The organism is Megamonas sp. Calf98-2 (assembly GCF_900110235.1).
GTDB lineage: Bacteria > Bacillota > Negativicutes > Selenomonadales > Selenomonadaceae > Megamonas > Megamonas funiformis.
Map to the genome: position 1 here is coordinate 1 of NZ_FOCY01000041.1, position 13788 is coordinate 13788.

Sequence of the window (13788 nt, forward strand, 5' to 3'; positions counted from 1 at the left end):
CAGATAGATTTTATCCATCATCAAAAACTTGTAACAAGTGTGGATTTATAAAGAAAGATTTAAAACTAAAAGATAGAGTTTATAGATGTCCACACTGTGGAGCAGTAATTGATAGAGACTTAAATGCTTCACTAAATTTATCTATGTATAAATTAGCATAGTTTCACAAGCAAGAAAATGCTAATATGTAGGATTCGTTGTATCCGAATTTAAGCCTTTGGAGAATCATATCAAACGAAAGTAGCTATGGCAAAATCGGATTCAATGAAGAAGGAAATAAACAAATTTTTATATTTTTATAGATTTTTGGCAACGGATATATTTTGTCTGATTTTATAACAGTAAAAGGAGCGAGAGCTCATAATTTAAAAAATATAGATGTAAAAATTCCTCGTGATAAATTAGTAGTAGTAACAGGATTGAGTGGTAGTGGGAAATCTTCATTAGCTTTTGATACGATATATGCCGAAGGTCAACGTCGTTATGTAGAATCTTTATCTGCATATGCTAGACAATTTTTAGGGCAGATGGATAAACCAGATGTTGATTATATAGAAGGACTATCTCCTGCTATATCTATTGACCAAAAGACAACAAGTCATAATCCTCGTTCTACAGTGGGAACAGTTACCGAGATTTACGATTATTTGCGTTTATTATTCGCTAGAGTGGGAAAACCTCATTGTCCCAAATGTGGTAAACCTATTACTCAACAGACAGTAGACCAAATGGTAGATAATATCATGAGTTTGCCAGAACGCAGTAAATTATTGATCATGGCACAAATCATTCGTGGGAAAAAAGGCGAACATAAAAAAGTATTGGAACAAATTCGCAAAGAAGGTTATGTGCGTGTACGCATTGATGGCGAAGTTATAGATATTAATGAAGAAATCAATCTAGAAAAAAATAAAAAACATACGATTGAAGTTGTAATCGACCGCTTGATTGTGCGTGAAGGCATTGAACAACGTTTAGCAGATTCACTTGAAACTGCTTTAGATATAGGCGAAGGAATTGTCTATGTACAAGTAGTTGATGGTGAATTATTGATGTTTAGCCAAAATTTTGCTTGTATAGATTGTGGTATCAGTCTGCCAGAGATTGCTCCGCGTATGTTTTCTTTCAATAGTCCATATGGGGCTTGCCCTGAATGTAGTGGACTTGGCAGTCATCAACAATTTGATATTGATTTAGTAATGCCTAATAAAAATTTAAGCCCAGCAGAAGGTTTATTTGCACCATTATCTAAAAATCCAGCTTCTTATGCTATGGTACAGATTGAAGCTGTATTAAAAAAATATGGTTATACTTTAAATACTCCATGGAATGAAATCGATAAAAATATTCAAGAGTATTTGATAAATGGTTCAGGTGAAGAAAGATTTAATTATTCATATGTGAATATGTATGATGAATATAAAGAGTATTTTTCACCATTTGAAGGTGTAATGCCTATGCTTGAGCGTCGTTATAAAGAGACTAATTCAGATATAATGAGAGAATCATATGAAGCATATATGAGCACTACACCATGCCCAAAATGTAAAGGGGCAAGGTTAAAACCAGAAGTATTGTCCATCACTATTGGCGATAAAAATATAAAACAAGTAACAGATATGACTATCGCTGAAGCTAATGAATTTTTTAAAAATCTTAAATTCACTGAGCGTGAAGAAATCATTGCTAAACAGATTATGAAAGAACTTCATGCTAGATTAGGTTTTTTACTAGATGTAGGGTTAGAATATTTGACATTATCTAGAGCAGCAGGTACTTTATCTGGTGGGGAAGCTCAGCGTATTCGCTTAGCTACACAGATTGGTTCAGGTTTAGTTGGCGTATTATATATTTTAGATGAACCTAGTATAGGACTTCATCAAAGAGATAATAATAGGTTGTTAGCTACATTAAAACATCTTCGCGATTTAGGAAATACTTTGATTGTGGTAGAACATGATGAAGATACTATGTATGCAGCAGATTGTATTATTGATATAGGGCCAAAAGCGGGAGCTGGTGGCGGTGAAGTAGTAGCTCAAGGAACTGTTGAAGAAATCAAGCAAAATTTAAATTCAATAACAGGGCAATATTTAAGTCGTAGAAAATATATACCAGTACCAAAAGAGCGAAGAAAAGGCAATGGTAATTTTATCGAAGTTGTCGGTGCTAAAGAAAATAATTTAAAAAATATAAATGTAAAATTTCCATTAGGTGTATTTACTGTAGTAACAGGTGTTTCTGGTTCTGGAAAATCTACTTTGGTAAATGAAATATTGTATAAAGGTTTAGCAAGTAAATTATATACAATAAAAGGAAAACCAGGTAAACATAAAGAGATAAAAGGCATTGAAAATATAGATAAAATCATCAATATTGACCAATCGCCAATAGGAAGAACACCTCGCTCTAATCCTGCGACATATACAGGTGTATTTGATAGCATTCGTGAATTATTCAGTCAAACTAATGAAGCGAAGATAAGAGGATATAAACCTGGTCGTTTTAGTTTTAACGTTAAAGGTGGACGTTGTGAAGCTTGTCATGGTGATGGCATTATAAAAATCGAAATGCACTTTTTACCAGATGTATATGTTCCATGCGAAGTTTGTAAGGGAGCGAGATATAATCGTGAAACTTTAGAAGTAAAATATAAAGGGAAAACTATATCTGATGTACTCAATATGACAGTTGATGAAGGCTGTGTATTTTTTGAAAATATACCTAAAATTTATCGCTATATGAAAGTATTGCAAGATGTAGGACTTGGTTATATTCAATTGGGACAGCCAGCGACAACATTATCTGGCGGTGAAGCACAGCGTGTAAAATTAGCTTCTGAATTAGCTAGAAGAAGTACAGGAAAGACTCTTTATATTTTAGATGAACCGACAACAGGACTGCATACAGCAGATATTCATCAACTTTTAGATGTATTACAGCGATTAGTTGATGGTGGAGATACTGTAGTTGTCATTGAACATAATCTTGATGTGATTAAGACAGCAGATTATTTGATTGATTTAGGTCCTGAAGGTGGCAATCGTGGTGGTACTATTGTAGCCAAAGGAACACCAGAAGATATAACGAAAGTAAAAGCTTCATACACAGGGCAATTTTTAAAACCTTTACTTGAAGAAGGAAAAAGATTAAATAAACGAGATGCATAAAAATAAAGACCTTGATAATATAATTTATGTATTATCAAGGTCTTTTTATATTAAAGTAATTTAATTAATTCAGTGATAATAAAATTTAAATCTTCTTGTGTATGACTAGCTGATATAGTAAGACGCAATCGACTTTGATTTTGTGGGACTGTCGGTGGGCGGATAGCAGATAAAATAATGTGTTTTTCATAGAGTTTTTGAGCTATTTGCAGAGCTTTTTCATTGCTATGCACAATAATAGGCACGATAGGAGTCGTTAAGTTTATATCTATATTATTTTGTTGGAATAAATCTTGTACATAGGAAATATTATCGTATAATTTATCAACTAAGCTATTATCGTTAGCGATTAAGGACAATGCTTCAAGGCTACTTGCTATATCTGCTGGTGTCAATGCTGTAGAAAAAATGTAACTGCGAGCCTTATTGATGAGATATTCAATAAGAATTTTTTTGCCAGCGACAAAGCCACCTTCAGAAGCGAGGGCTTTGCTTAAAGTGCCTAACTGAATATCAATTTTTCCTTGTAGGTGAAAATGTTCTACACTGCCATGACCTTTGCCCAAGACTCCTGTAGCATGAGCATCATCAACCATAGTTAAAGCATTGTATTTATGTGCTAAATAGGCTATTTCATCTAAAGGAGCAATATCTCCGTCCATGCTAAATACGCTATCAGTAACGATTAATTTCGTATGAGAATATGGTAAATTTTTTAATATATTTTCTAAATCTGCCATATTTTTATGACGATAAATTAAAGTTTTAGCTTTGCTGAGTCGGCAGCCATCAATTATACTTGCGTGATTTAATTCGTCGCTGATAATGTAATCATTATTATTAGTCAATGCACTAATAGTGCCAACATTAGCCATATAGCCAGTATTAAAGACCAATGCTTTTTCTGTAGATTTAAATTCAGCAAGTGCTTGTTCTAATTTGGCAAATAAAATATGAGAGCCAGATATCAAACGTGAGCCACCAGAGCCTGTGCCGTATTTTTCGATAGCATCAATAGCAGCTTTTTTCACTTGTGGGTGATGTGTAAGCCCTAAATAATTATTAGAAGCCATCATCAAAAATTCTTCATTATCTTTTAGAACTTTAGTGGCAGAAATGGGAATATAAGTTATAGGTTTTCGATATAATTGCTGTTGATGTAAAATTTCTATTTCAGTTAAATATTTATTTAAATTATCTTGCATGATAAACTCCATTTTGATTTATAAATTAATATCTACAAGTACGGGCTGTCTTTCAAGATAATTTTGCAAAGCTGTGATATCTACAGGTGTTTTTACAAAAAATACTCGACCACCTTGACTGCTATGTAGTGGTTTCATTTTAGTAATGCGGTGATAAATATTATTAGCAGATACATAACCGATAATATAATTAGGATCATCAGACCAACATAATTCTCCTACGACATTTGGTGCGGATAAAACTTTACTAGCTAAGACGAGAGCTTCTTGTACATGATTGTCTGTATAGCCTAATTCATCAAAATGTTTTTTTGCTTGTAGTGTATCTTTGAAATCCATGCGACTGACGCGAATTCCTCTCATGCCTGTATTATCCAAGCGTTTTCCAGTAGTGGCATCAATTAAAATAGCACCACGCATATTTTCTTGTAGTGATAATAAAGATGACATAGCACTATCTATGGCTATTTTAGAAATACCAGCATTAGCTAAGAATTCACAAGCATTTTTATGTCCATCACTTACATTAATAGCCGTATACGTTTCCATCTTAAGCATAGGAATAGTTATGATATCTTTGGGTTTAACTTCTTCAATAGTAAGGCGAATAAAATCTGCTCTGCCTTTTTCATGAGTTAAAGCTCGTTGAATTAAATTTTCTGTGATTGTAGTTAAATCTTGTGTTGTAATCAAACGTTCAGCACCGGAAATATGATGACCACCATGTTCATGAGCTCCACCTTGAGCTGAACGCATACGAATACTATAGAGCATAAATATTATCTCCTTTTATGAATTATTTTCTTTAAGATATTTACTAAAATAGGGGAAGCTATAGCAGTGAAGATAAGTCCAGGAATGGTAAATAAAATCATGGAAAATGTCAAAGCACCAAGATTGCCTAGAAAGAAAAATAGACTAAATCTAGCGATGAGTGAAGCGATAGGGCCAGCGAAAATTATCATATAAAGATGATTTTGAGCTAAATATAAAAGTAGACCAACGATTAGACGAAATTGCATGGCAATAGCTACATTTAATATATTTTGTGTACCTAAAGCTAAACAGATTACACTAGATAAAATGCCACTGATGATATATTTTTTAAAACCAAAGACACTACAAATAGCTACAGCTAAGGGAGCGGATAATTGAAATTCAATGCCAGGAATGATATTAGGAATTTTGATTGAGCCTAATATAGAAATCATGGCAACTAAAATAGCGATTTCACAAAGTGTAGAAGTTTTATATCTCATATTGTCAACCTTTCTATAATTTTAGTTAACATTTTAAAGAATGATGAGCTATTTGTCAAATAAAAAAACAGATATAGATTTCATAAGAAAAATATATCTGTAGATTAGTTTTGTTTAATTAAAGATTTTTTTTAGTTTTGTAAAAGGAATGGTCAATAATCCTAGGGCAAGTAAAACAGTGAATAGACCGATTAAGGATAAGATAGTAGGTATTTCTTGATAAAAGAAAATACCAAAGAGCATAGCAGCTATAGGTTCACCAGAGGCTAAAATGGCAACCTTGCCAGCTTCGACATAATTTAAAGCTACAGTAAAGCAAATATATGGCAATACAGAAGTAAGCAAAGAATGTAATAATAAAAATCCGCTCATAGGCGCTGGGTCAATTTGAATGATTTCCCAAACTTTTAACCAATCAGTAAAAGGCAATAAAGCTATGCCAACAGCCATTAAGCTATAAATTGTAACTGTGAAAGAATGATAGCCTTTGAGCATGGCGATTTTGGAGAATATACTATATGTACCGTAGAAGAATGCACCTAAAGTGCCAATGATAATACCGATGGTAGTCCATTTCATAGCACCGACTTCTTCTAAGACGCCACTAGATAATATACAACCAATCAAAGCCAAAATAGCACAAACGGTTTTTTGAAAAGTGAGTTTTTCTTTGAATAAAATACTAGCCAAAATCAATACAAATATAGGGGCAAGGCTCAATAAAACAGCAGATAAGGATAAGGTTAATTCATTTATGGCGAAGTTATAACAAAGATTTAGACCTAACATACTAAAAATACCAGCACAAATAAAAATCCATAAATCCTTTAATTTGATTTTGAGTAATTTTTTGTCTAAACATAGTAAACCGGCAATAATAATGATAATAGCAACAATGATGCGAGTTTCGACAATAGAAACACTATTTAGACCTAATTCGCTAAGTTTTCGGACAAAAATCCCCGCAGAACCCCACATTATGCCCGACAAAATGGGAAAAATTTGAATCCATTGCTTCAATTTCATAAAATAACGCTCCTAAAATAAATTTCATATTTTAAGATTATACTATGTTAATATTTGACTAACAATATATTGACTTTAAAGGAATAAATTAATGAAATGTAACTATAAAAAAAGAGCTTATTAAAGATTTTTCAATCCATAATAAGCTCCACAAAAATTATACATTAGATTAAGATTTGATTAATATATAGGTTTTGATTTGAAGACATAAGTGTATTTATGTCAGAGGTATAATAATAGCCTACAATATATTATTAATATTATTGTAAACTATGTGCGCTGTGATAAGATGCTTCTTCTTCGTCATCTCTTTTAGTGATAAGTCTATAAGTGATGAGATTTGCTAAGAAGCCTAAACAAATAATCCCTAAAGTTAAAGCAGTAATTGTTGGATTATTTATATAAAGGGAAAGAATAAAACTTGCAATAGCTACTAATAAAGCACGAATAATAAGAACAGTTTTCATAATGAAATTCCTCCTGATTTTAAAAAATATATATAAAATGTTGTATAATTTTTTTCGTGAAAATTTATTTCGGTTATTATTATAACGCTTTATAATCAAGAGTCAATGAATTTGAAGAAAGTTTATATCTTAAAATTGTTGTCAAATATAGCTATTTTCAAAAAATTTTTTAATATGTAAAAATAGGCGTATTATTTGCGCAAAGAGATAGAATTTAATATTATAATAAAGATTATAAGTATAAAAAATAATTTATGGTGATAGATTATGAGTAATTTTGATTTTTTAAAAGAAAAATTTCCAGTATTAGCAAATTTAGGTGATTTAGCAGAAAAATATTTATATACAGATCCTAATTCTTGTTTAATTAAATTAGGCATGATAGGGGAAACTGTTGTAAATTTAATTTTTGAATATGATAACATAAAAAAACCGACAGAAGATAAAGCGGTAAATCGTATAAATATTTTAATTCGTGAAGGTTATATTGATGAACAACTTAAAAATATTTTACATGCTTTGCGTAAAGCAAGAAATAAAGCTGTTCATGAAAATTATGAAAAGCCTTGTGGTCTTTTATTAGAATTTGCCTATGTGCTTAGTGAGTGGTTTATGCAGACTTATGGAGATTATAGATATGAACACAGACCATTTATTTTGCCTAAAAAAGAAGATATTTATTATACAAATATTGAAGAAAACGAATTACAGCAATTAACACAATCTGCATTGCAAACAGCTTCTAAAGCAAAAGTTATTAAAAGAGATAAACGTTTGAATTTAATAAAATCGGCAACAGATAGATTAAATTTAACAGAAGAACAGACAAGATATATCATTGATGCACAACTAAGAGAAGCTGGTTGGCAAGTAGATACAAGAAATATTCGCTATAGCAAAGGCTCAAGACCACAGAAAAATGTAAATATGGCAATAGCAGAATGGCCTACAATGACAGATAAAAAAACTACAGGTCATGTAGATTATGCGTTATTTATTGGTTTAAAACTTGTAGCAGTAGTAGAAGCTAAAAGTATAGATAAAGATATTTTATCTGTAATGGATTATCAAGCTAAAGAATATGCTAGTCAAATTATAATTGATGAAAAATATTTAATTGGTCAATATGGTGAGTATAAAGTTCCTTTTGTATTTGCGACGAATGGTAGACCGTATTTAAAACAGATAGAAACAGCTTCGGGTATTTGGTTTAGAGATTTACGCAGTAGTTTAAATTATCCTGTAGCTTTGAGAGGTTTTAAATCTCCAGAAGGACTTAAAGAATTATTGCAATTAGATATAGAAAAAGTAAATAGTGAATTAACAAATTATAATCAAGGCTTTTTAGTAGATAAGCAAGGTTTGAATTTGAGATATTACCAAGTAAATGCGATAAAAGCAACTGTTGATGCTATCGTAGCAGGCAAGAAAAATATTTTATTAGCCATGGCTACAGGTACAGGAAAGACTCGCACTATTTTAGGTATGATATATCTATTTTTAAAGACAAAGAGATTTCACCGCATATTATTTTTAGTGGATAGAACGAGTCTAGGTGAGCAAGCTTATGAAACTTTTCGTGAGGTAAAGCTTGAAGAATTGATGACTTTAGATGAAATCTATAATATAAAAGGGTTAAATAATAAACAGATAGATAGAGAGACTAAAATACAGATAGCCACTGTACAAAGTATGGTTAAAAGATTGTTGTATCAAAATGATGAAGATGGTGAAAAATATAATAAAATGCCGTCTGTCAGCGATTTTGATTTAATCATTGTAGACGAAGCTCACAGAGGTTATATCTTGGATAGACAAATGAGCGAAGAAGAACTTTTGTATAATAATCAACAGGATTATATCAGTAAATATCGCTATGTCATTGAATATTTTGATGCCGTAAAAATAGGGCTTACGGCTACACCAGCACTGCATACTACAGAAATTTTCGGCGAACCAGTATTTACTTATTCTTATCGTGAAGCTGTTAATGATAGATTTCTAGTAGACCATGATGTACCGCACAATATCCGTACAAGATTATACAATGAAGGTATAGTCTATCATAAAGGCGATAATATGTTACTTTATGATACAGCTACAAAAGAGGTAACAAATGTAGCTTGCTTAGAAGATGAAGTTCATATCGAAGTGGATAAATTTAATCGTGAAGTAATCACCGAAGATTTTAACCGCAAAGTCTTAATCGAAATCATAGAGAGTATCAGTAGAAAAAATAATCAAAAAGATGAAGATAAGCAGGGAAAAGTATTAATTTTCGCTGTTGACGATAATCATGCAGATTTAATCGTAAAAATCTTAAAAGAAATTTGCCCTGATTATAATATTCCTAGTGATACAATTATCAAAATCACTGCTAGTGCAGGTCAAGGAAATAAAGACCGTATTTTAGAATATATACGTCGTTTTAAAAATGAAAAAGATCCTTCTATTGTTGTTACTGTAGATTTGTTGACTACAGGTGTTGATGTGCCGAAGATAGATACTTTAGTATTTTTACGCAGAGTGAAATCTCGTATTTTATTTGAACAGATGTTAGGCAGGGCAACTCGTCTATGTCCGCAAATTGATAAGACTTGTTTTGAGATTTATGATCCTGTAGGTGTATATGAAGCTTTAGACAGTGTAAATACTATGAAACCTGTCGTGGTAAATCCTAATATCAGCATAGGAGATATCATCAATAAAATAAAAGAAGATAATGGCATATATACAGCAGATGAACTGAAATATAAACAAAATCAATTAGAGCAATTAGTCGGTAAATTAAATCGTAAACAGCAATCTATGAGCGATAAAAAGAAAAAAGATTTCAAAACAATGACAGGTAAATCAACAACTGATTTTATTGACGAATTGAGAGCTTTGCCAGTAGAAAAAATTAGCTCTTATATACAAGAGCATGAAAGCTATTTTACTTTTTTACAAGAAAAAGATGCTTGTCATGGCAAGACTCGCATTATTTATGAGGGTGAAGATGAAGTAGTATCTCATACTAGAGATTATGGAAATACGCAAAAACCACAAGATTATATAGAAAGTTTCACTCAATATTTAAAAGATAATATGAATGAAATAATGGCTTTGAAATTAATCTGTACAAAACCTAGCGATTTAAAACGTGAAGATTTAAAAAGATTATGCTTAAAACTAGATAGTAATGGTTTTAGTCAAACACATTTAAATACAGCTTTAAACCAAATGACTAATCAAGAGATAACAGCAGATATCATCAGCATAATTCGTCAATGTATGCTTGGCAGTGCTAGAGTTAGTCATGAAGAACGTATAAAAAAGGCTATGGAAAAATTGAAAGCAAATCATTATTTTTCTGTAAGTGAAGAAACTTTCTTGAAAAGCATAGAGAAATATTTATTGCATGAGTCTGTAATTAATAAAGAAACCTTTGATACAGATACAAGATTTGTAAAAAAAGGTGGTTTTAAAACTATTAATAAAAAATTTGGCGGACATTTAGCAGAAATTATAGTAGAATTAAACCAATATTTATATGAAGATGGAGGAAAAATAGCTTGAATACACAAGAGATAGTAGCAAAACTTTGGAATTTATGTAATGTACTAAGAGATGACGGTATAACTTATCATCAATATGTAACAGAACTCACCTATATTTTATTTTTGAAAATGGCAAAAGAAACAGGTGTAGAAAAAAATATTCCTGAAGCATATCGCTGGGATAATTTAGTAAATAAAAGCGGTATTGAATTAAAAAATTTCTATAAAGAATTATTAGATAAATTAGGCACTAATACTACAGGCAGAATTAGAGAGATTTATCAAGGTTCAGCGACCAACATTGAAGAACCAAAGAATTTAGAAAAAATAATTAAAACTATAGATGAACTTGATTGGTACAGTGCTAAAGAAGAAGGCTTGGGCAATCTTTATGAAGGTTTGCTCGAAAAAAATGCCAATGAGAAAAAATCTGGAGCAGGGCAATATTTTACCCCTCGTGTACTCATTGATGTGATTGTAGAGCTTGTAGCACCACAAGCAGGCGAACGTTGTAATGATCCAGCTTGCGGAACTTTTGGCTTTATGATTTCTGCAAATAATTATGTAAAATCTCAAACTGATGATTATGATGATTTAGATGAAGAACAAAGTGATTTTCAATATAAAGAAGCTTTTACAGGTTGCGAATTAGTACATGATACACATAGATTAGCTTTGATGAATGCAATGCTTCACGATATTGATGGCGATATCATGCTTGCTGATACATTATCCAATCAAGGAAAAGTATTAAAAGATTTTGATGTAGTGCTTGCCAATCCTCCTTTTGGTACGAAAAAAGGTGGCGAACGTGCAACACGTGATGACTTCACTTATCCTACGAGCAATAAACAGTTGAATTTCTTGCAACATATTTATCGTAGTTTAAAAGCCAATGGCAAAGCTAGGGCAGGTGTTGTACTTCCAGATAATGTATTATTTGCTGACGGTGATGGCGAAAAAATCCGTGCTGATTTAATGGATAAATGCAATCTGCATACAATTTTGCGATTACCTACAGGGATTTTCTACGCTCAAGGTGTAAAAACGAATGTATTATTTTTCACACGTGGCAAAACTGATAAAGATAATACAAAAGAAGTGTGGTTCTATGATTTAAGAACGAATATGCCTTCTTTTGGTAAAACAAATCCACTCAAAAAAAGCGATTTTGCCGATTTTATCAAGGCTTATACAGCAGAAGATAGACATAAAATACAAGATGAAAGATTTTCTGTATTTACAAGAGAACAAATCGCCGAAAAAGGCAATAGCCTTGATTTAGGCTTGATAAAAGATGATAGTATCTTAGATTATGAAGACTTGCCAAATCCTATTGATTGCACAGAAGAAATGATTGCAGATTTATCCGAAGCACAAGCCTTGCTTAGTGAAGTTGTAAATGAATTAAAATCCTTAGAAAATGGTGAGGCTTAAAATGGCAAAGAAAAAACAAATAGAGTTAACCATAGAAGAAAAATTGCAAAATGCCTTAGTACCAAAAGAAGAACAACCATATAAAATACCAAATAATTGGTGTTGGACATATTTTAAAGATATTTTTTATATAGAAAATGGATATGCTTTTAAAAAAATAGATTATAAAAAGGAAGGAATACCTTTAGTAAGAATATCTAATATAGAAAATGGTATAGTAAACATTAATGAATGTATTTATGTTAATAAGTTAGAAAAGAATGAAGAAAAATATGTTATAGAAAAAGGTGATTTGTTAATAGCTTTATCGGGAGCAACAACAGGAAAAAATGGCGTTTATTATTTAGATGAAATAGCATATTTAAATCAGCGTATAGGAAATATAAAAATAAAGAATAAAGAAAAAGTTCTTAATGAATATAGAAATTATTATATAGCTTTAAAAAATGAAGATATATTAAATTTGGCATATGGTGGAGCGCAACCTAATATTAGCCCTAAAGTTATAGAATTTATATCAATACCTTTACCACCAATAAAAGAACAGCAAAGAATAGTAAATAGAATAGAGTCTTTATTTGCTAAATTAGATAGAGCCAAAGAATTAATAGAAAATACTTTAGCTCAATTTGAACAAAATAAAATGGCAATACTGCATAAAGCTTTTACTGGTGAATTAACAGTAAAATGGAGAAAAAAAAATAATATTAATGAAAAAAATTTTTTTAATAAAGTTAAATTAAAGAATGTCATAAAATTAATTTCAGGTAGAGATGTTAGTGTAAGTTTATGTAATGATAAATCTATAGGAATACCATATATTTTAGGTGCAAGTAATATAAAAGATAATAAATTTTTTATTGAACGATGGATAGAAAATCCAGTAGTAGTATCAGAAAAAAACGATATATTACTCAGTGTAAAGGGAACAATAGGAAAGCTTTATTTACAAAAAGAAGAAAAAATAAATATTAGTAGACAAATAATGGCATTAAGAGCTTTAAATGATTTAAATACGCATTATCTATATTATTTTTTATTGAGAGAATGTGAACGATTAAAATTTGAAGGAAATGGATTAATACCAGGAATTTCAAGAAAAGATATTTTAGATTTAAATATTTTATTACCTACTCTTGAAGAACAACAGGAAATTGTTAATATTTTAGATAAATTATTGGCTAAGTATAATAAAATAAAAAACTTAGAACAGCAATTAGAAAAAATAGAATTACTGAAAAAAGCAATACTAGCTAAAGCTTTTCGTGGAGAGTTAGGCACAAATAACCCTGATGAAGAAAGTGCTGAAAATCTATTAAAAGAGATTTTAGCTGAAAAATAATTTAACCATACTGAGCAAGAAGTCTCCTACCTCTAAGGTAGTGAGATGAATTGCTCCTTAGGAGATTGACTGGATATATGTTTTATGAGATAATCTTATTGGTCGAATATAAAAAAATGTGGTGATTATAATGAATTTAGACAACAATGCTCATTCAGTATTTTTGCTAAATTATCATTTAGTATTAGTCATAAAATATAGAAGAAAAGTTTTTGATGACAACATTTCTTCACGAGCTAAAGAAATATTTGAGTATATATCTCCTAAATATAATATAACTTTGCAAGAATGGAACCATGATGAAGATCATGTTCATATATTATTTAGAGCTCATCCTAAAAGT

11 protein-coding genes are annotated in these 13788 nt (G+C 30.8%); 6 read left to right on the top strand and 5 right to left on the bottom strand.

The genetic code is table 11. The features are described from left to right. Together BMX03_RS10150 and uvrA are read left to right on the top strand one after the other, a co-directional pair. Positions 1-161, top strand: a 161-nt coding sequence (locus BMX03_RS10150; RefSeq protein ID WP_143052075.1) for a zinc ribbon domain-containing protein, incomplete at its 5' end; no start/stop codon positions are given. A gap of 162 nt (positions 162-323) precedes the next feature. Further along, positions 324-3170, top strand: coding sequence for an excinuclease ABC subunit UvrA (gene uvrA, locus BMX03_RS10155; protein ID WP_091695209.1), 2847 nt, complete (start codon positions 324-326; stop codon positions 3168-3170). A gap of 50 nt (positions 3171-3220) precedes the next feature. Here uvrA and bioF read toward each other — a convergent pair whose 3' ends face one another. The 5 genes from bioF to BMX03_RS10180 form a co-directional block, all read right to left on the bottom strand. Further along, positions 3221-4375, bottom strand: coding sequence for an 8-amino-7-oxononanoate synthase (gene bioF, locus BMX03_RS10160; protein ID WP_091695212.1), 1155 nt, complete (start codon positions 4373-4375; stop codon positions 3221-3223). 18 nt (positions 4376-4393) lie between these two features. Further along, positions 4394-5149, bottom strand: a complete 756-nt coding sequence (locus tag BMX03_RS10165) for a 6-carboxyhexanoate--CoA ligase (protein WP_075555333.1) — start codon at positions 5147-5149, stop codon at positions 4394-4396. A gap of 5 nt (positions 5150-5154) precedes the next feature. Beyond that, complete coding sequence (locus BMX03_RS10170) at positions 5155-5634, bottom strand: hypothetical protein (RefSeq protein WP_008537322.1); 480 nt, start codon at positions 5632-5634, stop codon at positions 5155-5157. A 114-nt stretch (positions 5635-5748) separates the two neighbouring features. Next, positions 5749-6660, bottom strand: coding sequence for a DMT family transporter (locus tag BMX03_RS10175; protein ID WP_091695215.1), 912 nt, complete (start codon positions 6658-6660; stop codon positions 5749-5751). 260 nt (positions 6661-6920) lie between these two features. Beyond that, positions 6921-7127, bottom strand: coding sequence for a hypothetical protein (locus tag BMX03_RS10180; protein WP_015563232.1), 207 nt, complete (start codon positions 7125-7127; stop codon positions 6921-6923). A gap of 267 nt (positions 7128-7394) precedes the next feature. Here BMX03_RS10180 and hsdR point away from each other — a divergent pair, with 267 nt between their 5' ends. The 4 genes from hsdR to tnpA all read left to right on the top strand — a co-directional run. Continuing rightward, positions 7395-10685 (top strand): type I restriction-modification system endonuclease, encoded by a 3291-nt coding sequence (hsdR, locus tag BMX03_RS10185; protein WP_091695217.1) that lies wholly within the window; start codon positions 7395-7397, stop codon positions 10683-10685. Continuing rightward, complete coding sequence (locus tag BMX03_RS10190; protein ID WP_091695220.1) at positions 10682-12103, top strand: class I SAM-dependent DNA methyltransferase; 1422 nt, start codon at positions 10682-10684, stop codon at positions 12101-12103. The genes hsdR and BMX03_RS10190 overlap by 4 nt, the downstream gene beginning before the upstream one ends. Position 12104: 1 nt before the next feature. Next, the gene (locus tag BMX03_RS10195) at positions 12105-13445 is read left to right on the top strand and encodes a restriction endonuclease subunit S (RefSeq protein WP_177159381.1); all 1341 of its coding nucleotides are present in this window, start codon (positions 12105-12107) and stop codon (positions 13443-13445) included. A 130-nt stretch (positions 13446-13575) separates the two neighbouring features. Beyond that, positions 13576-13788 (top strand): IS200/IS605 family transposase (gene tnpA, locus BMX03_RS10200; protein ID WP_143052094.1); only part of this gene is annotated, 213 nt, incomplete at its 3' end.